Raw genomic sequence first — 20576 nt, 5'->3', positions numbered from 1 at the left:
TCCGTTATGAGCCAAAAAAGCGAAACAACTAACAAATCTGCCGTTATAGACCTGAATGACCTCTTGAAAAAACTGGCATTCCACTGGCCACTTTACCTTATCCTTATACTGCTTTCTGTATTGGGTGCCTTCATTTACCTGAAATATGCCAAACCCAGGTATATGTCCAGCGCTAAATTGTACCTGAAAGATGAAAAGAAAGGAGGTGGTGAAGAAATGGATATGCTTAAATCCCTCTCCCTCTTCAACAGCGGAAAAAATATAGAAAATGAAATGGAAGTGATCAAGTCGCCCATCCTGATCGCCAAAGTAATCAGGGATAATCACTTCAATATTCGTTACTACCGCAAAGCTGCTGTGCGGAACGAAGAACTGTACGATGACTCCCCTTTCAATATCAAAATCCTCAGCGATACCGCCAATATTGGCAACTATATATTTGATGTCACGCCCTTTAATTCAGGCCTTAAGGTAAAAGCCGAATATGGAGATGATCAGACCAAAGAATTCACCGTGCGGTCAGGCGTGCCATTTACCGTAGGCCGCGATCAGTTCAGCATTACCTATAGCGGAAAGCAGAACAATCTGCCTGCTTTGAACGATTACCGCATCCGGATAGATTCTATCGCTGAACTGGCGTATGAAAAAATGGACGATATCGGTACTGCCCTCGTAAATAAAGATGCAACTGTAATACTGGTAACCTATGAAGATGCGGTCGCTGCCCGGGCTGCTCATTTTATCAATGCATTACTTGAAACCTACAATGATTATACACTCGATGATAAGAACAGGGTGGCGCTGAAAACCATCAATTTCCTCTCTATCCGTATCGACTCCCTGCGCGATGAACTGGGTTACCTGGAAAAACAGGAAGAACGATTCAAAGTACAGCGGGGCATCACAGACATTGAAGGAACGAGCAAACTGGCGCTGGAACAGGTAAAAGATGCGGATATCAAACTGAATGATGCAAATATGCAGCTCTCCGTATTTGACCAGGTAGAAGACTACCTGAATGCACCCGGCACCAGTTATCCCTTCGCCCCAATGCTGGGCACCGTGGACCAGACATTGACTGCTATGATCAACCGGTATGAAGAACTGCTGAAAGAAAAGAACAAACTGTCTCTTTCCCTGCAGCCAGGCAGTATGATCGTTCAAAACCTGGATGGACAAATAGAAGAAGCACGTAAAACAATAAAAAGCTACATCTCGGGATATAGACGTAACGCAGGCGTAGCACAAAGCCAGATGCAGCAAAAAGTCAACCAGATCCAGGCTAAAATTGCAAACATCCCGGCATACGAAAGGGAATATATCAATATCAAAAGACAACAGGGCGTAAAGGAAAACCTCTATCTCTACCTGTTGAAAAAGAAAGAAGAAGCATCAGTGTCCTATGCAAGTAATGTGACTGACAACAAAATCATTGCCCCGGCATTTATTCCGGAAAAACCGGAGTCGCCCAAAAAAACAATGGCCTTTGTAGGTTTCCTGGCCATCGGCCTGGCACTGAGCACACTCTACATTTACCTGAAATATTTCCTGAACAATAAGGTCCTCAACAAAACTGAGATTGAACAATTATTTGAACTCCCGCTTATGGCAGAAATATACCAGGATGACGAAGAAACTTCCAAGAACCTTTCACTGCAAAACAGGTCTGTGCTGCTGGAACAAATTTTCAATCTGCGTACCAACCTCCGCTACCTGCTGAGTGAGCATACCAATAGTACTACCATCCTGATCACGTCCAGCATCTCCGGTGAGGGTAAAACTTTCCTGAGTGCACACCTGGGTAACTCACTTACCGTAAATAAGAAGAAAGTAATCCTGCTGGAACTTGACCTGCGCAAACCAAAGCTCTCAAAGTTCCTGGGCATGGACAACTATGTAGGGATCACCAATTATATCGTAGAGAATAAATCGATAGACGAAATTATTCATAAGGTTCCCGGTAGCGACCTGCACCTGATTTCGTCCGGTCCTATTCCACCCAACCCGGTTGAACTGATAGAAGGAAACAGGATGCGTACCCTGATGACTACCCTGAAGGAACGCTATGACTATATCATCATCGATACTGCCCCAATCGGTATAGTATCTGATGCCAAAAGCCTGGCACCTTATATAGATGCCAGCCTGTTCGTAGTAAGGTACAATTTCACCTTAAAATCCAAACTGAAAGCAGTAGCAGAAAATCTGAGGGAAGGACATTTCCGTAAAACAGGTATCATCTTCAATGGTATTGAACAGAATAGTTTCTATCCAAACTATTACTACGATCATTATTCATATTCAGAGGAGAAGATGAAAGCCAAAAGGTGGTTTGCATTTTTCAAAAAACTAAAACATCGTCTTGCATAAGATTCTGCAAAATAGTGGTTGGCTGCTGGTAGACAAACTGGCGCGCCTGTTCCTTGGTCTCTTTACCATGGCCATGATCGCACGCTATATCGGCCCCGGGGAATTTGGCATCTGGAACTACTCCATCGCGCTTACTGCCATTATAGGAGGCATTGCTGTGCTGGGCCTGGACAAGATAGTGGTGAAAGAACTCGTCTCTGCACCTGAACGCAGGGATGAAATTATCTCTACGGCACTATTTATGCGGATGGTGGCGGGTATCTTATCCTGCACGATCTGTATAGGCATCACCTGGTTCACCAGGCATCACAATCCTTTGTATATATGGTGCACCTCCATTACCGCATTGAATATCCTGCTGCAATCATTCGATGTTTTTGATTACTACTACCAGGCACATAACCAGGTGCAACGTGTGATTATCCCTAAGGTGACTGTATTTGTTTTATTCTGCCTGATCAAGATCGTTTGTGTCAGGATGAACCTTTCCTTCCTGGTTATCCTCTGGGTATCGCTGGCTGAACTGGTGGTCACCTATGTGCTCATATCTGCTTATTACATCTGGCATGAAGGAATCACTTCATTACTTAAAGTACGCATGCAGGAAGCCCGCTACCTGTTCTCACAAAGCTGGTCCCTCCTCTTCACAGGAGTGCTCGTACTGCTATACATGAAGTCAGATCAGCTGATGCTGGATATCCTGACCACCCCACAGCAACTGGGTGAGTACGCCGCAGCTGCCCGTATATCAGAGTTGTGGTACGCTATTCCCACAGTGATAGCCGTTGCCATCCTGCCTAACCTGATCCGGAAAAGACAAACCAATCACGGCAGGTACCTGGAAAATGTTGAGAAATGGATCAGGCTTTCTATGTGGGGCAGTACAGGCATTGCGGTCATCATGACGACCGCTTCCGGTTGGCTTACAGGCATCCTGTACGGCAGCCAGTATCCACATGCAGGTATCATTCTATCTATACATATCTGGGCAAATATACCCGTGTTTATATGCGTGGCCATCATGCAATACCAGATTGTGGAAGGCAATTACAATGCGAACCTGTATGCTACCATAGCCGGCATTATAGCCAACCTGCTCATCAACCTGCTGCTGATTCCCTCACTGGGGGGAATAGCTGCAGCAATAGCTACTGTTATTTCCTATACAACCGTTGCTACCTGCCTGATCATGGTTGATAAAACCGGTCAGGGCAAAATGTTCATCATAAAAATGCTAAACCCAGGAAAGGCGCTTGCAGATATTTGGCAGTTGCATCTGGCGTTGAAGAGTTCTATTGAAAACTTATTATCTGTAATACGTCAAAAGTCTTTGAGTAAATGAGTCAAGTAAAAAAAATAATTGCCCGGTTGGGATCTAAGTTAGCACCTCAGATCAGGTACCTGGCTCCGGCATACAGCTCGGAGGGAGAAGACCTGATCCTTAAAAGGATTTTTGATAACAAGAAAAACGGGACTTATGTAGATGTAGGCGCTCACCATCCTTTTCGTGTATCCAACACCTATATATTCTATAAGAAACGCTGGAAAGGAATCAATATTGATCCGAATCCCGGCTCCAAAGCCATGTTTGACAGGTACCGCCCGCTGGATACAAACCTGGAAATGGGTGTGTCACTTACCAGGCAACACCTCACCTACCACATCTTTAATGATCCGGCACTCAATACTTTTTCGCCGGATAAAGTGGAAGAATACACACAGGATCCAAAATACAGGGTGATCAGGGAAAAACAGATTGAAACATGGCCACTGGGAGACATCCTGGATCAATACCTGCCGGCTGGTACACCTATCGACTTTCTCACCATCGATGCAGAAGGATTGGATATGGATGTATTACGCTCCAACAACTGGCAGAAGTACCGCCCTTCCTATATCCTGGTGGAAAGCAATCCTTTCCTGCTGGGAGACATGTATAATACTGAGCTGGGCAAATTCATGCAGGCTGCGGGTTACGACATTTTTGCCAAAACCTATTATACCTACATTTTCAGGAACATCAAAAGTCATTAGCGCTATGAACAAGTTATATGTACAGTATGGATGTGGTCCCTATTCAGCACCTGAAGGCTGGACCAATTTTGATGCGAGTCCTACACTCCGGATTCAACAATTGCCTATTGTAGGCAAGTTACTGAAAAGCAGATTGCATGTCACCTTTCCAAAAGACGTTCATCAGGGTGATATCCTGAAATCACTCCCCGGCATTCGTGAAAACTCCTGCGACGGTGTCTATTGCTCCCATGTACTGGAGCATCTTTCGTATGACGATTGCCTGCTGGCAGTGCGCAATACTTATCATATTCTGAAACCTGGCGCTTACTTCCGCTGCGTATTGCCGGATCTTGAATCCGCAGCCAGGGAATATGTGGAAGACCTGGCCAATCATGATATCAATGCAAATACAAAGTTCCTCGAAAAGACAATGCTGGGGAAAAAGCAACGCCAGCGGGGATTCAAAAGTCTGCTGACAAGCACCCTCGGCAACAGCGAACACCTGTACATGTGGGATCATCTCTCCCTGTCTAATATTCTTCTCGAAGCGGGTTTCAGCAGTGTCAGGCATTGTGCATTCAATGATTGTCCGGATCCGATGTTTAAACTGGTAGAAGAGAAAACAAGGTTTGAAAATGCAGTATCACTCGAAGCTATAAAATAATGAAGCTGGAAACACCTGTGCTATTACTGATCTTCAACCGTCCTTTCCAGACAATGCAGGTATTTGAACATATCAAAGCTCAACAGCCTGCCCGATTGTTCATCGCAGCAGACGGTCCACGACCTGGTAAACCGGGCGAAGATGCCTTGTGTGAAACTACCAGGAGCGAAGTGCTCAATGCCATAGACTGGCCATGTGAAGTAAGCACCCTGTTCAGAGATGAAAACCTGGGTTGTGGCCAGGCTGTGAGCAGCGCCATCAACTGGTTCTTTGAGCAGGTGGAAGAAGGCATTATCCTGGAAGATGATTGCATTCCTGATCCTACATTTTTTACTTTCTGTACCACACTACTGGATCGCTACAGGCATGATGAACGCATTATGCACATTTCCGGCAGCAATTACCAGATGGGACAGCAAAGGGGCGATGCCTCCTATTACTTCTCCAGGTTTGCACATATATGGGGATGGGCCACCTGGCGCAGGGCCTGGCAGTATTATGATTTTAGTCTTCAACGGTACCAACATGTTTCACGCAAGGGCATGAACCGCCAGTTCCTCACCGATCTTGAGAATATCTATACAAAACGGATCGATACCTGGGACATACAATGGTTTATGAGTGTGTGGTTCAATCATGGCTATGCCATTACCCCCAATACTAACCTGATTACAAACATCGGTTATGGAAAGGAAGCCACTCATACCCGCTCTACACCTGCATGGTTCAAAAAGATGGTGTATGGCAGGATCCCTGACATTGTCCATCCGGCAAGCATCAGCATTGACCATGCAGCAGATGAATTTTCGGTTGTCAACCTGTTCAATCCTCCCTACCTGTTTTACATGGCCAGGAAGATTGTCAGGGGTACCCCTTTCCTCTATAACCTGTATAAGCGCATTTCATAAATATGGATAGTATTTATAACGCCCTCATCAGCAGTAATCCTTTTGTGGAAATGTTCAAGGAAGCAATGCCCCTTGTCATTGCCTTTCTTTTGCTGTACCTGCACTATAGCAAAAGGATCACTGCGATGGAAACTGTTTTATTCGCCTTTGCCACCGAAGCCTATACGATGCTGATAGTTGGTCCTACCTTTACGGCAACCTTCTTTGTCAGTGTCGCCTTTATGCTGGAGCAGGCACACAGGCTTTTTACAGGACAAACACTCATCAGGCGGGAATACCTGTTATTACTGGTGATACCGGCATTGTCCAGTCTCATAATTTTTATCCTCGTACAGGTTTATAAAGATCCATTTTACTATCCGCCTGGCAAGAAATCAGCCTTCTACTTCAGGCCGGTCTATTTTTACATCAAGTCATTTTTCCCCCTGTTCGCCATAGGTGCCAAAATTGTGCAGGAAAGAGAAAAGCTGTCTTTTGCGATGTATGCTGATACAATGAAAAAGATTGCAAAATTCTCCTTTGCTGTTGCCATCCTTCAGATCCTTTCTCAATTCATCTTCAAAAGCGAAACACTGGGCGAGATCATCGGCTTACAACACCGCTACCTGCTGGAGCAATCCACCTCATTTTTCAGTCTGCGCGTACAGGCATTATTTGCAGAGCCCAAAGTGTTCAGTGCATTCCTTTCGCTCACCATCCCTTTGTTCCTTTATGACAGGGATTACAAGTGGGCAGCACTATCAGTGATCATGGGCGTACTGACGGTATCACAAACCTTCTGGATCAACCTGCTCTCTGCAGGTATCTGTTGTGTATTTCTTTCCGGGGTTAATTCAGCCAGGGTACGCATCCTTATGTCCATGAGCATCATCATTGGCCTCTTCATGGGCATTGCCGCGTCCAGTAAATATTTTATAAAACTGTATGCTAAAAACCAGTCGAGTACTTTTTACCAGCTGGTATTTAAGCGTTCTGTATACAGGTATGATAATGAGATCTGGCAGAAAGATAATGTGGTCATGGGGATGCCGCTGCAAAGAGATATGGAACTGCCGGTGGTGGACTTCTTTAAAGATGAACCCTACCTGGTGTTTTCAGGCTATGGGGCAGGCAACAGTACTTTTATTCCCGCACAATACTTCTTTGGGCAGGTGAACTACGAAAACAGGCTGAATGGTATTGGCGGTCATAACCTGAACATGCGCTGGTTCTATATACTGGCTGAGTTTGGGGTATTTGCCCTCATTTGTTTCTTTGTAGTACTGACCATAACGCGACCGCAGCTGCCTCCCTTTCAAAAAGGATATTTCGCATTTGTATGGGTTTGTTTCTTTTTTAGTCAGATAGACCTGTTCCTGATAATAGTAGCCATGTTATGCGCTTATGAAGACGGAGAAACTACTAAAACGATAAGGTGATGGAGATTTACTTAGACAATATCGTGTTTACTATTCAAAGGGCGGGTGGCGTGTCCATGTACTGGTACGAGCTTCTGAAAGGACTCTGCGATACCGACCTGCCACTGAACTTTCTGAATGCCGATCCGCATTCTGAAAACCTCTTTGAACAGCAGCTCGACTATAGCCCTTACCCCTGCATCCGTGAAAGCTGGATACCTCCGAAATACCTGCGTTATCTGCCATTACGCTATACATTGCCATCCAGTGCAGTGTTTCATGGCGGCTACCTGCGGGTATCTCCACAAAAGGATATCGTCAATATTCTCACCTTACATGACTTTGCACATGAGCGAAGGATGGCTACCCGTTTCCCCCGCGGGTTAGCCAATATCCAGCAGAAGGCTTATGGCATACGCCATGCAGACGGTATTATCTGTATCTCAGAAAGTACCCGTAAAGAGTTATTGTATTTCTACCCCAAAACGGATCCTGAAAAAGTCAGGGTGATTCACCATGGCATTGCTGATTGCTTTTATCCCCTGGACAAACAGCAGCCACCAGACTTCGCACTGCCGCCTTCACCTTATATATTGTACATCGGCGTGCGCAGTCACTACAAAAACTTCGGCCAGGCAGTGGCCACCCTTCAGCTCTTACCAGCCCATTATCAGCTGGTCGTAGCAGGTGGTGAACCCTGGCTGCCGAAAGACAAGGAGGCACTGGATCAGGCCATACCAGGCAGGTATCATATACTACAGCATGTCAGCTCAGAAGAGCTGAATATCCTGTACAATTATGCCTGGTGCCTCTTGTACCCTTCATCCTACGAAGGCTTTGGATTTCCCCCGGGTGAAGCCATGAAGGCAGGTTGCCCCGTAGTAGCTACCTATACGACCTCCATCCCGGAAGTGACAGGTACGGCAGGACTACTCGTGAACAACCCTTCCCCTGCTGCCTTTGCCGAAAAAATTCAGTTACTCGAAGATGCTAATTTCAGAGCTGGTATCATACAGGCGGGATTTACGCGATCACAATTCTTTACATGGGACAAAAGCATTCAGGAAACAATCTCTTTTTACAAACATTGCTGGAACACTAAATTTTCACTATGAATTTCATTTTCAAAATTGCCGATGCGGCCAAAGTTTTTTTACAATCAGGAAGGGGTCTCAGTGCCTTGTGGAAAAAGGGAGGATCCATTGCCTCCACCACCATTCTGCACAATTGTAAACACTATATCCCTGAGATAAAAACGATCATAGACGTAGGTGCCAACCAGGGCCAGTTTGCTCTCTCTGCACGTTACTTTTACCCCCGTGCCGGCATCCATTCTTTTGAACCGGTGCCCGATGTATTCCGCACCCTGCAGCAGAACATCAGCAAAGCCAATGGCATCAGTACCTACAATTTTGCATTAGGCAGTACCAATGGCTTCCTGGAGTTTTTTCAGAACGATTATTCACATGCCAGTTCTGCCCTGCATGTATCAAGTATACAACAGCAATTTTTCCCGCAGACGGCTTCTGAACATCAGATTAAGGTACCTGTAAAAAGAATCGATGACCTGATCAGCAACATCGCTTTTGATGCACCTGTATTGTTAAAACTGGATGTACAGGGATTTGAAAAAGAAGTACTGAAAGGTGCTGCCGCAAGCCTGGACAAAATCGACTATCTCCTGTTCGAGACCTCCTTTGTACCTATGTATGAAGGAGAACCCCTCTTTGACGAGATGCATAATTTCGTGAAAGAACTGGGCTTTGAATTCATAGCTCCTGTAGGTTTCTGCCAGACAGATGCTTTACAGATTTTACAAATGGACCTGTTGTATAAACGAAAAACAGCAGCCTGATCATATTACTTTTTTTCCCGGAGCAAGAACAAAAAGCACAGCTGTTTTGTAGTTAATAAAACCAAGCCCCAAGTCACCACTCCGACCCTCATAGCCTACCCAAACCTGACAGAGTCAAAACTAACAGTTACGCCAATAGGAAATTGATACAAGGCAACCAATGCCCTCAGTAATCTTATCGCTATGAAGAATCGAAATTATGCAGTTCAATACGTACGGCAATTTTTTGACTTTACTATACTTGGGACGGCATTTGTCCTCACCAGATATTATATCAGTACCAAGGGAGAGATGATCTTTAACGACATGGACTGGCTGCTGCTGGGCATCAGCATCGGCACCTGGATCATACTCGGTGCATCACTCCGCCTCTACGATGAATACGACAGGGTCAATTCATTTTCATTTGAATTTGTTGCTTTAATAAAAAATGTCTTATTACAGGCATGTGTACTAACTTTCCTGTTTTTTTATTTTTTTAAAAACTATAGCTATCCCCGCACCTTTACACTACTCTACTCCGCATATGTATTTGCAGGAGCAATCCTTACCAGATATGCGGTTAAGAAAACCTTATTAAAACTCAGGTCTCAGCGGCATCGAACTAAGAATGTACTAATCGTAGGTACGGGTGAGACAGGTATCAACTTCTACCACACCATTACCAAGAATGGACATTTCGGTTATAACTGTATCGGCTTTGTAGATGACCAGGCGCAAACACAATTACATGGTCACTACCTGGGCAAGATCTCTGAACTGACTAACATACTCGAATCAAATGAAATAGATGATGTGATTGTAGCACTGCCTGAATACGCAAGGGAACAAACTGAAAGCGTCATCGTAGCCAGCGAACGTGCTGCCAAAAGTGTCAAGATTATTCCCAATGTACTTCAGTATTGCTCCCCCACTGCCAGCATGAACCTGCTGGGTTCTTTTCCACTGATGAATATCCGTTCCTGTCCGCTGGATGATCCGGGCCTGCAACGCATGAAGCGGGTATTTGATATCGTATTTACCCTCGTACTTTTCACAGCTTTCAGCTGGTTGTTCCTGGTCATAGCAGTCCTCATCAAACTAAGCTCTAAAGGCCCTGTATTTTTCAAACAGGAAAGATGGGGACTCAAAAATAAAAAGATCACCTGCTATAAGTTTCGCTCCATGATCGTGCAAACCAGTGAAGTAGATGCAAATGGCAGGTTTCTGCAGGCAACCCGCAATGACAGCCGTGTTACATCCATCGGCCGTTTCCTGCGCAAAACAAATCTTGATGAATTGCCGCAGTTTTTCAATGTGCTCATGGGCAACATGTCATTTGTTGGTCCACGCCCACATGCCACTCCCCTGCATATAGAATCGCGTGAAACTGTACAACACTACATGCGCAGGCAGATGGTGAAACCCGGCATCACGGGATGGGCGCAGGTAAATGGCTGCAGAGGCGAAACCAGCCAGTCAGGCATGATGCAGAAAAGAGTAGACTACGATATCTGGTATATTGAAAACTATAGCTTCTGGCTGGACTGCCAGATCATATTCCAGACTTTAGTGAACATGATTAAAGGGGATAAGAACGCTTATTAAGAATGATGTCCGAACGATTATTACTGATCACAGGCAACTATAGTCCTGAGCCAACGGGAATTGGAAAATACAACGGGGAAATGATGCAGTGGCTGGCTGAAAGAGGTTACGACTGTACTGTCCTCACGACCTATCCCTATTATCCACACTGGCAAATACAGCCTCCTTATACGCAGCTGGGTCGCTGGTACAAAAAGGAAGTACAGCAGGGAGTAACCGTTTATCGTTGCCCCCAGTATATACCGGCAGCACCTTCGGGTATGAAACGTATATTGATGGATGCCAGTTTCTTTATGGCAGCCTTTTTCCGGCTGTTCACATTGTTGTTCACCGCAAAATTCGATGTGGTCATGGTGGTCGTTCCCCCCTTCCATTTAGGCTTTCTGGGCCTCCTGTATAAATGGATCAGGGGGACGCGGCTGCTGTATCACATACAGGACTTGCAGATAGAGGCTGCCCGAGACCTGCAGATGATCCGCTCTCAATGGCTGATCAATACCCTGTTTCGCATGGAGCGTTTTATCCTGCACAGAGCAGATATCGTCAGTAGTATTTCGGAAGGGATGATGAAAAAAATAGCTGCCAAGTCAGGCAGAGAGATCTTCTTCTTTCCCAACTGGGTAGCTGTCTCTTATTTCTTTCCTATCAATGAAAGGCGGCAGCTAAAGACTGATTTTGGTTTTCGGGCTGAAGATAAAGTGATTCTTTATTCAGGAGCTATCGGTGAGAAACAGGGGCTGGAATCTATCCTGGAGGTCGCGCTGGCAATGCAGGACGATGCCCGCCTGAAATTCCTGATTTGCGGAGCAGGACCCTATAAGACGACCCTGGAAAACAAGGCCCGGATCATGTCGCTGCAGAATGTGTTCTTCTACCCTACCCAACCGTCTTCACACTTCAACAGGTTCCTGAACATGGCCGACATTCACCTGGTGATCCAGAAGGCCAATGCTGCCGACCTGGTGATGCCCAGTAAGTTAACGACTATTCTGGCAGTAGAAGGGCTGGCATTGATCACTGCCAATGAGGGCACCAGTCTTTATGAGCTGGTAAGAACACACGAAATAGGAATTGTAATACAGGCAGAAAACCAGCAGGCGCTGTACGAGGGATTGCTACAGGCTGTAAATGAAGATTCCGGACACATCACCAGTCGTGCTGGAGACTATGCCCGGAACTTTCTCGCTATAGATTCGATTATGACAAGCTTTGAACAGGGAGCGCTTAAGGCTTCCAGATAATACGTGCTGCACCGCTTACATCCCCGCTATATTCAGTTGAATTGAACTTCACCGTACAGAAGCTGATGGTAGTAACGTTATTATCAATAGAGACATAAACAGATCCTGAATTGGTATCAGTTGTCCATGGAGCGGTGGTGATCGCCTTGGCAGTAAGTCTGCAATAGCCATTAGACAGCGCAGTAGTGGACTTCTGGATAGAATAGATACCTTCAGCAGGTGGCTGATTATTAGGGAATTCAACAGTGATAGTCGCATTACCGTTAGTAGCGGTAATCATATAATCACTGCTGCCGGTAGTACCTATTACTTTATTGAAAGAAAGGTCTACCACCCCTTGCAGCGTGGCCTGGTTGCTATCCAGACCGCAGGCATTGGTAGGGCCGGTGACAACGATAGTATCAGAGCTACCAGTGTAGGTACAGCCACCTGTGGTAGTCACAGTGACAGAATACACATATTTCCCCCTGGTAGGACTGGTTATTTTCGGTGCCGCCTCGGTTGATGTGTAACCATTAGGACCAGTCCAGGCATAGGATGCAACCGCACTCACACCACTGCTGGTGAGAGAGAGCGTTTCATTGTTACCAATGGGACCATTGCTTTTGATTTTAGGCTTTAGGCCAGTATCGCAGGCAGCTCCGCCTTTGGAACATCCTATTAGCGCGCTGATCCATCCTAAGATTAATACGATAAATATAGATTTATACTGCATTGCCAAATATTCATCAATACGAAATAATATTATATGCTTTACTGCCGTTAATATGTAACCAATCGCTCCAGTTTCATACTAAATGTTCCATTTATTACTACCGCACATAGCTTCTCCAGCAAGAACAACCTTCGTTGCTTTGGCATCATATTGGATAAAAGGATGTAAATCGGAAATAAATATAGTAAATACTTTAGTTATTAGTATTTTTTAATATTAATAATATATGAACCACTATGGGTTTAGGGGCCTTAAAAAGATTAAAATTATATCAGAATCAATGGATTGGGGGGTATATATTATATATGTAATTTTTTTTAAAAAAGTCAAAAATTAATGAGGATTTTAACGTTTTAGGTGAAAAATGGCTGTTTTCCGGGAGAGTTGACCCTTTTTCAAATAAAGCATATTGGGGTCCTGTTTGTGGATAACTTTCAAAAAAAATAGCCTTTACCCATGGGTAAAGGCTATTTTTTTTGACGCTGGCCTGCAGCCGGCTGATATTTAAATACGATTATTTGATTTCAATCACCTGTTCTGCCAGGTTCCAGCCACTCACTGTTACCTGGGCCTTGCCACTCCTTGCAATCGCATCGCCACTGATAATCACCACTTTCTCTTCACCAGGTACTACAGATACGTAGTTATCATTGTAGAAGACAGGCAGAATTCTCTTCTTCGTCTGTGCATCTACCAGTGATACCCTGTTAAAGAATGCCAGCGGACCATTCTCAGGATTGCTGATCTTTACATGAATATCATTACCTGATTTCGTTGCAGTGATCCGGGGCTTCGCAGCCTGCATGTTCTGTAAACCGGAATAATTACCTTTTGCATCAGGGAACCAGTACAGGTTGTCGTCCATTACAGTCTTATCAGCTTTGATCAGGCGTACAGCCAGGAACACACCTTCCTTCTCACCCAGCTTGTCCAGGAAATTTTTCACATTCATGATCTTCTGTACATTGGACGGACCAATTTCGCAGAACACCTGTGTGATCAGTGTATCATTCCCTTTCATATCATACGCCTTCAGCTGCAGCATGATGTCGTGGTAATAGTTGAAAGTATTGTTTACGATGAATACAGTACCATCCGTCGGGTTGATCATACCATGTACAGGCGCTGCACCGGTTCTGTTACCATACAGACATGCATTTGGATCCAGGTAATAATCGTAGTGCTGTCCGCGTAATGCGGTCCAGGGATTCTGTGTTTTCCAGATAATTACCCCTGTATACCAATCCCACATGTGAGAACTGAATCCTTCCATCAGACCACGATACTGATCATAGTTCACCAGCTGTGCCTTGTTTGTCCAGTCCCTGATATCCTTTGGCTTACCATATGGATCCAGTGAGTTGAAGTAAGGAATGTATTTATGATAATCCCATACTGAATCAACACCACCTTTTTTGTTTTCCGGACTTACCAGGTTCTCTTTTGGAATAAAGCGCTCCAGGGATTCCAGGTCGCCTACACCTACAGAACCTACTTCGGAGTTGAACGGCCAGGTTCTTTCATTCCAAAATACATTCAGCGGCTGCCAGTTGTAAGGACCGTCGCCATTGCCACCCAGCATGTTGTAAGACATACTATCAGTGTTGGAATAATGGAAGAAGTAACGGGTACCATCCAGCTTAGGCATGATGCTATCCGCCAGTACATCGAAGATATCTTTAGGAGGAGTGATCTCATTACCACCACACCAGAAAGCCAGGGAAGCGTGATTGCGCAGTAACTTCACCTGGTCCGCAGCGGAGTTGATCCACAGGCGGTGATCATCAGGATATTGTCTGCGGGTCCACTGGTCTTCCTTCTTCATGGGGTCTACCCAACGGCCGTTACAGTCGCCGCTCATCCAGAAGTCCTGGAATACCAGCATACCGTATTTATCACAAGCCTTGAAGAACTCAGGTCTTTCGGTAAGACTCCCACCCCAGATCCGGATTAAGTTCAGGTTCATGTCGCGGTGGAAGCGTACTTCTGCATCGTAACGCTCATCAGTGAAGCGGAACATAGCATCGGAAGTAATCCAGTTACCACCCTTGATAAAGATATTCTGACCGTTTACAGAGAGTTCACGGCTCCTGGTGTGTGCATTCCAGAAAGTACGGATTTCGCGCACCCCTACAGTGATTTCTTCCGTGTCGTCTACTTTGTTATTTTCTACGAATTCAACCTTGCTTTGATACAGGTGCTGCGGACCATAACCGGCAGGCCACCAGAGTTTAGGGTCTTTCAGTTCCAGGTCAGGCAGCTGTACTTCTGTATGTGCCTTTGGAGCCAGCGTTACTTTGCTGCTCACGGTTACACCACCGATGGTATATCGCAGGGTACCCGCAATGCTCTTTGCAGTTGCGTTATCCAGTTCTGCACTCACCCTGACGGTGGCAGGAGCCTGTTTAGCGTCCGGCCATCTCGGGCCTGGTACGAGGGTTACCACATGCGGGTTGCTGACGTTCACAGCACCGGTTTTCTCAATGGTCACCTTATCCCAGATACCGGTATTACGGTCACGCATAGGTTGAATCCAGTCCCAGCCGGCAGTATACTGAGGGCCTACATTTTTGGCGATCGTGCCATCACCACCCTGGCCACCGTTAGGATTACCTACGATTGCAGGTGGATATACGATTACCGCCAGGCGGTTCTTGCCGTCCTTTGCGAGGAAGGAAGTAATGTTGTAGGAATGACGGATGTAGGTACCATAATGGGTGGTCGCGTTCAGGCGATGACCATTCAGGTAAATGTCGCAACCGTCGTTCACACCTCTGAAATGCAGCCATACCTGGCCATCAGCAGCAGGTGTTGCTTCAGAGAAATCTTTTACAAACCAATAGGTATAATGATCGCGACCTGTGGTATAGATATCAGGTATACGCTCATTATTCATTCCATAGAAGGGATCTGGAACAAGTTTGTTGTTTAGTAACGTCGTTAAAACAGTACCCGGTACAGTGGCTGGCAGCCAGCCTTTGAGACCATAGGTAGGACTTGACAGTGCTTCGCCCTTAACAGTTACGTCGGAGACATTTGCGCATGCCCAACCACTGTTAAGTTCATATTGGCTTTGCGCCATCAATTGTAAAAAAGGTGCCAGTAAGAGACCTGTCACATTCAGTAGTTTCCGGACCATAATTTTGCATGAAAGTTTAGAAGGCAATATTGCCGTGTTCACTGTTCGGACAAAAATATACGTTGATATTCCAAAATCAAAATGATGCTGATTAGTTAGGTCAAATATAAATTACAAAAGGAGAATTACGTATCAGAAAGGGTAAATAAAAAAGCCCCCTCGACTGAGGGGGCGAATAATTTCTCTCGGGGATGATCAACCTTCAGAAGCGACTAATACTATCTTAACATACATGTCGCCTGGGGGATCTACCGTGGAACCATCACTACCCTGGATTTCGAGGGTAAGCAAGCCTGGTTTGTAAGTATATATGATAGTAGAACCATTGTATACATCCGGTACAGCTTCCCAGGTAGTACCATCACCTGAGATATAAACCAATACGCCATCGGTCTGATTTATACCGTCAGTAATTTCAGGCATATCGATTTCCCTGTAATAGGTTTTGGTATTACTATCATACTGCCAGGTATTGCTGGCGATGGTTGCCTGAATAGTTGTATTAGGAATTTCATTTGTGATGTATTCTTTTTTACAACCGGATACGAGAACACCCAGGCCCAGTACCAGTACAGCAAGCAATAATTTAGTTTTCATAAATGAGCATGTATTGATTAATTACAGAATAAGGAACATATGTCCTTATCTTCAAATACGATGCCATAAATAAAAAAACGGTTCTATTCAATTGCTTTCAATGTTTTCTCCGCCTGCTCTTTTACAGCCGGGTTTGCACTTTGCAACATTGCCAGTACTCTTGGTTTTGACTCCTCCGCCTTTCGCGCCTCCAGGATTTGCAGCAATGCAATCTGCATCAGTGGCGGCTTATTCTGCAAAGAAATGCTGGCAGTCGAAGCGACCATTTTACTCCGCATAGTGAGCAATACATCTCTGATTAAAAAGATCGTACTGCTGTCCGCCTTGTTCATTTCAAATACCAGCGAAGCAATCATGGTCGTATTTCCCAACAGACCTGCAGCTTTGATAGCGGCTATTTTCACCACCATGTTACTATCTGCCAGTGCAGCCTGGATCACCCTTGTAGTAGCGCGTTGCTGACTTTCGCCCAGTAATAACAATATTCCGGCTTTCACCGCTCCTTTTTCTCTCGCGATCCTGTCTATCCAGTAGCTGGTATTGGCTGTATTCATATTCCTTGCGGCCATCTTCAGTGCTGCGGCCCTGAAACCGGGATCGGGATCTGCTGCGGCATCTCCCAGAATCCTGTTCGATTCATTGAAATGCACGTTCACCATGATCTGCAGCGCAGCAATCCTGGTTGGCAGCTGGGCATGTGATTTACATTCCCTGAGCATGCGGGCGGCAATCACCCTGGCTGGCTCCTGTGGCCAGTTCTCCGCCATACGCTGTGCAAATAATATATACGCTGCCGTAGCATTCGAACTGTCGTATACATATCCTGCTTTTGCAGCTGCAGCATGTAATAATGAATCACTGCTTTCATTGCCCAGGTTAGCGATAGCCATCAATGCGGCCCTGCGCTGACGCAGATCTCTCGTGTTGGCCAGTGCTGTTACTGCATCCAGGCCGCTCAGGTAGCGAAGCTCACCAATGGCATTGATCAGGGCGATCCTTGCATTGCCTTTTGCTTTTGACAGTGCATAGACTACCGTAGGTTTGGCTACCGGGCCACCAATCTGGATCAAAGCCCTCACCGCAGCATCGCACAATGCTTCCTGCACCAGGTAAGGTGCAATGGTAGCTGCTGCCAGATCATTGCCACACAACTGAAGCTGGTTGATCAGGAAAATTTTTGCGGGGGTGGAGGTCACCAGTTTCAGGGCCCTGCAATAGGCTTTTACAGCCGTTTTCCGGGCAGAATCCTGTAAGGCTGCTGTAACATATCCTGTATAAGCAGAAAGGGCGTATTGCACGTTTATATTCCCTGTCTGCGTCATCATCGCCAATGCAGTCAGGCCGGGTTCTCCCAGCTTTTCCATCTGTTTCATAGAGATGGTTTTCAGACTATCATTGGGGGATGGCATTTCCTGCAGAATCGCAGTGATCCTGCCGGCATAGGGAGAGGGTTGCCCCTGCCCTGCTACATGCAGGCAGGTGCCAAGTATTAATAATATTATCAGATTCGAACGCCTCATGGTACATAGTTATTTCCAGGTGCTGCGCAGGGGCTTGTTCAGCAACCTGTTGGCACCTTCATCAAACAGGAAGGTTTCTTTTTCAGGATCAAACTGGAGGGAGCGGCCCAGTTGAAGAGCGATCTTTCCCATATTGACCAGGGTACAGGAGCGATGTCCGTTTTCTTCGTTTGTTACGAAGGTCTGCCTTTCCTTCACTGCTGTCACAAAGTCTGTAACTGCCAGGGGGGGATCGGGATAGTTGGCCAGTTGTTTTTCCAGCTCAGGCAGATCTGATTTGAAATCAGCATACAGTTTGCCCTTTGAGCCGGACATAAAGGGCGCATTGGCATCCATGCCTGCTGCATCCAGGATTATTTTACAGCCGTCCTGGTAGGTAAAGGTGATTTTCTGCCAGGTGCCTACAGCATCAGGGTGTTGTAAAGGTGCCTGTACTGTTACCTCAACAGGACTGGTCGCATCTTTTTCCAGTATGAACTGTACGGGATCCAGGTATTGCTGCCCCAGCTCTGCCAGTACACCTCCTCCATAATCCCAATATCCACGAAAGTTTTGAATCCTGTTGATATGGTAGGGTTTAAAAGGTGCGGGCCCCAGCCAGCGGTTATAATTCAATGTCGCAGGCACAGGTTGAGCGGGAAGACTGGTCAAACCTAAATTTGAGAAAGGCCAGCTGAAACCCGTCTGAGGTCCCAGGGTGATGGTCAGTGGCCAGCCCAGGATTCCACTGCTCACCAGCTTCTTTAATTTTTTGACAGGTACATTGGTGCCATAGAAGTTGCCTTCAATCCGGTGATTCATATTGAGCCGGAAGATGCGGTCATAGGTCTGCACGGTCTTGACAAGCTGTCTGCCCTCGGCGATAGAATGGGTCATCGGGGTTTCACACCAGATGTCTTTCCCTGCAGCAGCGGCTTCGGTGGCCATGAGACCATGCCAGTGAGGCGGAGTAGCAATATGTACAAAATCGATATCCTTTTGAAGGAGCAGGTGGCGGTAGTCGTCGAAGGTCCTGACCTTTTTATCCAGCATTGCGGCAGCCTGCGCCAGGTTGGTCTGATCTACATCACACAGGGCGGTCACACGGGTACCGGGATAGTTCAGCTGTTGCCTCCCGGCAATACCAGTACCGATTATCCCCCTGGTCAGCTGGTCGCTGGGTGCAAGGTAGCCCCGGCCTAATACATGCCGGGGAAGAATGGTAAAGGCTACCACCGTACCGGCTATATTTTTCAGAAATTCACGTCTATGGTTTGGCATAGGATCTTCAGGTAATGATCACGAGGGGACAAGATATGCATTTTTTATAAATATAATTTTCAGGCGGCCGGACAAGCGATTTTTTACTTAAATTACAGGTAACCCTAAACCATTGAAACACAAATCCCATGTCTACCAATCGCCACGAACAGGTAATAGCCAGCATTAGCGAATACCTGCTGCTCAATTTAAATAAGCCAGTCAGCATCTCACAACTAGCTCATTCTCATTACATAAGTGAATCGAAGCTGAAACAGGATTTTAAAAAATACAAGCATCTTTCCCTGATAAACTGGTTGTTGGAGCAAAGAATGCAAAAGGCTTTTCAGCTTTTAGAACAATCAGATAGTAAAATTTCCGATATTGCGGAAGAAGTGGGGTATAGTAATGTATCAAGTTTCAACCGGGAGTTCAGGAAACATTATGCCTGTTCCCCCCAGGAAATTCGACATGGAAATAGTGAGTAAGTAAAACCAATAGGGGATTTTTAACGTATATATACTCAGTGCCAAAAAATTTCTGCATTTTTCTTAGAAATCAGCAGCCTTGCCGAAAGAATTATCAGACAAGCACTTATATCTGTATTACGTTAGAATAAACTCTTTTCCCTGTAATTTTTACAAATCATTAACAGCCGTGTTCGAAGTTTATTTTCTAAAAACAGCGATGTGTTTAGTAGTTTTGCCCCGCTTTTATAAAGAAAAGGATACAACAGCCCGGCCGGCAGATTAGTATAAAGTGGATACATGATGTGTCATGTGAATCATAAAGATCTGGAGGCTAGCAACCTACAGAATACGTTGGGTTCTTATTGTTCCAATCTAATTAGTAACATGTCGCCGCTTTATACGCAAAACGAAAGACACCAGACTACAACAATGCACAATGTTTTTTCCAAATTACCACCGAGTAATACAACATATTTATATGGTTCCTTGAAAAAGGGGCTGTAATCTTCGTTTACGAACAATGCAAAATGAAATACCGGTACTTTAGTCCTTTAGTGCCGGTTTTTTTTGTCCGTAACTTTAGTAGGAAGGTCTTTGAGATCTGCTCTTTTCAGGGGTATTTTCAAGACGCTCATCCAGTTGCTCATCGCTCATTTCGCGCTCTGACTCATCCAGGGCACGCTCTGCTTCTTCAAAGGCTCCACCTGAGCCAGTGTGCAAAATTTCGTTTTCTTTAGGTACGCCGGTCGACGCTCCGGTATCTTTCACATAAATCATTGGTATACACGTTTTTCCATTCAAAGGATCAATAACTATACTAAAATAGTAAAAAACGTGGGGATTCCATAGCAGTAGGGG

The 20576-nt window shown here is 45.5% G+C and carries 17 protein-coding genes; 11 read left to right on the top strand and 6 right to left on the bottom strand.

Going from position 1 to position 20576, the window contains the following annotated elements; genetic code table 11:
• Positions 1 to 6: 6 nt before the first annotated feature.
• The 10 genes from DXN04_RS25810 to DXN04_RS25765 all read left to right on the top strand — a co-directional run bounded on the left by DXN04_RS25810 (position 7) and on the right by DXN04_RS25765 (position 12038).
• A complete protein-coding gene (locus DXN04_RS25810) occupies positions 7 to 2370 on the top strand; it encodes a GumC family protein (protein ID WP_158569147.1) in 2364 nt (787 codons plus the stop codon).
• Positions 2363 to 3712, top strand: a complete 1350-nt coding sequence (locus tag DXN04_RS25805; RefSeq protein ID WP_116856288.1) for a flippase — start codon at positions 2363 to 2365, stop codon at positions 3710 to 3712. Before DXN04_RS25810 ends, DXN04_RS25805 begins: the two co-directional genes overlap by 8 nt.
• Positions 3709 to 4404 carry an FkbM family methyltransferase gene (locus DXN04_RS25800; RefSeq protein WP_116856287.1) on the top strand — a complete coding sequence of 232 codons (696 nt, stop codon included), beginning with the start codon at positions 3709 to 3711 and terminating at the stop codon, positions 4402 to 4404. The genes DXN04_RS25805 and DXN04_RS25800 overlap by 4 nt, the downstream gene beginning before the upstream one ends.
• A 4-nt stretch (positions 4405 to 4408) precedes the next feature.
• On the top strand, positions 4409 to 5050 hold the full coding sequence (locus tag DXN04_RS25795; protein ID WP_116856286.1) for a class I SAM-dependent methyltransferase: 642 nt from the start codon (positions 4409 to 4411) through the stop codon (positions 5048 to 5050).
• Complete coding sequence (locus DXN04_RS25790; RefSeq protein WP_199415136.1) at positions 5050 to 5958, top strand: hypothetical protein; 909 nt, start codon at positions 5050 to 5052, stop codon at positions 5956 to 5958. The genes DXN04_RS25795 and DXN04_RS25790 overlap by 1 nt, the downstream gene beginning before the upstream one ends.
• Positions 5959 to 5960: 2 nt before the next feature.
• Entirely contained in the window at positions 5961 to 7376 is a 1416-nt protein-coding gene (locus DXN04_RS25785; protein WP_116856285.1) for a hypothetical protein, read from the top strand.
• On the top strand, positions 7376 to 8470 hold the full coding sequence (locus DXN04_RS25780) for a glycosyltransferase family 4 protein (protein WP_116856284.1): 1095 nt from the start codon (positions 7376 to 7378) through the stop codon (positions 8468 to 8470). Before DXN04_RS25785 ends, DXN04_RS25780 begins: the two co-directional genes overlap by 1 nt.
• Positions 8467 to 9210: an FkbM family methyltransferase gene (locus tag DXN04_RS25775; RefSeq protein ID WP_116856283.1), complete on the top strand. Its 744-nt coding sequence runs from the start codon at positions 8467 to 8469 to the stop codon at positions 9208 to 9210. Before DXN04_RS25780 ends, DXN04_RS25775 begins: the two co-directional genes overlap by 4 nt.
• A 183-nt stretch (positions 9211 to 9393) precedes the next feature.
• The gene (locus DXN04_RS25770) at positions 9394 to 10797 is read left to right on the top strand and encodes an undecaprenyl-phosphate glucose phosphotransferase (RefSeq protein ID WP_116856282.1); all 1404 of its coding nucleotides are present in this window, start codon (positions 9394 to 9396) and stop codon (positions 10795 to 10797) included.
• A 2-nt stretch (positions 10798 to 10799) separates the two neighbouring features.
• Entirely contained in the window at positions 10800 to 12038 is a 1239-nt protein-coding gene (locus DXN04_RS25765) for a WcaI family glycosyltransferase (protein WP_233525687.1), read from the top strand.
• Here DXN04_RS25765 and DXN04_RS25760 read toward each other — a convergent pair.
• The 5 genes from DXN04_RS25760 to DXN04_RS25740 form a co-directional block, all read right to left on the bottom strand.
• Positions 12022 to 12753, bottom strand: a complete 732-nt coding sequence (locus tag DXN04_RS25760) for a hypothetical protein (protein WP_116856281.1) — start codon at positions 12751 to 12753, stop codon at positions 12022 to 12024. The genes DXN04_RS25765 and DXN04_RS25760 overlap by 17 nt on opposite strands.
• Before the next feature lie 514 nt (positions 12754 to 13267).
• Positions 13268 to 15892 (bottom strand): glycoside hydrolase family 2 protein, encoded by a 2625-nt coding sequence (locus DXN04_RS25755; protein WP_116856280.1) that lies wholly within the window; start codon positions 15890 to 15892, stop codon positions 13268 to 13270.
• A 195-nt stretch (positions 15893 to 16087) separates the two neighbouring features.
• Complete coding sequence (locus DXN04_RS25750; RefSeq protein ID WP_116856279.1) at positions 16088 to 16489, bottom strand: hypothetical protein; 402 nt, start codon at positions 16487 to 16489, stop codon at positions 16088 to 16090.
• 83 nt (positions 16490 to 16572) lie between these two features.
• Positions 16573 to 18009: a HEAT repeat domain-containing protein gene (locus tag DXN04_RS25745; protein ID WP_116856278.1), complete on the bottom strand. Its 1437-nt coding sequence runs from the start codon at positions 18007 to 18009 to the stop codon at positions 16573 to 16575.
• A 9-nt stretch (positions 18010 to 18018) separates the two neighbouring features.
• On the bottom strand, positions 18019 to 19269 hold the full coding sequence (locus DXN04_RS25740) for a Gfo/Idh/MocA family oxidoreductase (RefSeq protein WP_116856277.1): 1251 nt from the start codon (positions 19267 to 19269) through the stop codon (positions 18019 to 18021).
• A gap of 128 nt (positions 19270 to 19397) precedes the next feature.
• Here DXN04_RS25740 and DXN04_RS25735 point away from each other — a divergent pair, with 128 nt between their 5' ends.
• Entirely contained in the window at positions 19398 to 19736 is a 339-nt protein-coding gene (locus DXN04_RS25735; RefSeq protein ID WP_116856276.1) for a helix-turn-helix transcriptional regulator, read from the top strand.
• Positions 19737 to 20297: 561 nt separating this feature from the next.
• Here the strand turns inward: DXN04_RS25735 and DXN04_RS25730 are convergent.
• Positions 20298 to 20495 (bottom strand): hypothetical protein, encoded by a 198-nt coding sequence (locus tag DXN04_RS25730; RefSeq protein WP_116856275.1) that lies wholly within the window; start codon positions 20493 to 20495, stop codon positions 20298 to 20300.
• Between the last annotated feature and the right edge of the window lie 81 nt (positions 20496 to 20576).

It is taken from the genome of Chitinophaga silvisoli, assembly GCF_003412465.1.
Classification (GTDB): Bacteria; Bacteroidota; Bacteroidia; order Chitinophagales; family Chitinophagaceae; genus Chitinophaga; species Chitinophaga silvisoli.
Note: the sequence above shows the minus strand (reverse complement) of the source record. Positions and strands in the feature narration are given on the sequence as shown.

Excerpts from the sequence above, each read along its gene's own strand:
- DXN04_RS25800 (WP_116856287.1), top strand. The coding sequence starts at position 3,709 with ATGAGTCAAGTAAAAAAAATAATTGCCCGGTTGGGATCTAAGTTAGCA.
- DXN04_RS25795 (WP_116856286.1), top strand. The coding sequence starts at position 4,409 with ATGAACAAGTTATATGTACAGTATGGATGTGGTCCCTATTCAGCACCT.
- DXN04_RS25755 (WP_116856280.1), bottom strand. The coding sequence starts at position 15,892 with ATGGTCCGGAAACTACTGAATGTGACAGGTCTCTTACTGGCACCTTTT.
- DXN04_RS25735 (WP_116856276.1), top strand. The coding sequence starts at position 19,398 with ATGTCTACCAATCGCCACGAACAGGTAATAGCCAGCATTAGCGAATAC.
- DXN04_RS25775 (WP_116856283.1), top strand. The coding sequence starts at position 8,467 with ATGAATTTCATTTTCAAAATTGCCGATGCGGCCAAAGTTTTTTTACAA.
- DXN04_RS25780 (WP_116856284.1), top strand. The coding sequence starts at position 7,376 with ATGGAGATTTACTTAGACAATATCGTGTTTACTATTCAAAGGGCGGGT.
- DXN04_RS25765 (WP_233525687.1), top strand. The coding sequence starts at position 10,800 with ATGATGTCCGAACGATTATTACTGATCACAGGCAACTATAGTCCTGAG.
- DXN04_RS25770 (WP_116856282.1), top strand. The coding sequence starts at position 9,394 with ATGAAGAATCGAAATTATGCAGTTCAATACGTACGGCAATTTTTTGAC.
- DXN04_RS25740 (WP_116856277.1), bottom strand. The coding sequence starts at position 19,269 with ATGCCAAACCATAGACGTGAATTTCTGAAAAATATAGCCGGTACGGTG.
- DXN04_RS25810 (WP_158569147.1), top strand. The coding sequence starts at position 7 with ATGAGCCAAAAAAGCGAAACAACTAACAAATCTGCCGTTATAGACCTG.
- DXN04_RS25790 (WP_199415136.1), top strand. The coding sequence starts at position 5,050 with ATGAAGCTGGAAACACCTGTGCTATTACTGATCTTCAACCGTCCTTTC.
- DXN04_RS25745 (WP_116856278.1), bottom strand. The coding sequence starts at position 18,009 with ATGAGGCGTTCGAATCTGATAATATTATTAATACTTGGCACCTGCCTG.
- DXN04_RS25785 (WP_116856285.1), top strand. The coding sequence starts at position 5,961 with ATGGATAGTATTTATAACGCCCTCATCAGCAGTAATCCTTTTGTGGAA.
- DXN04_RS25750 (WP_116856279.1), bottom strand. The coding sequence starts at position 16,489 with ATGAAAACTAAATTATTGCTTGCTGTACTGGTACTGGGCCTGGGTGTT.
- DXN04_RS25730 (WP_116856275.1), bottom strand. The coding sequence starts at position 20,495 with ATGATTTATGTGAAAGATACCGGAGCGTCGACCGGCGTACCTAAAGAA.
- DXN04_RS25760 (WP_116856281.1), bottom strand. The coding sequence starts at position 12,753 with ATGCAGTATAAATCTATATTTATCGTATTAATCTTAGGATGGATCAGC.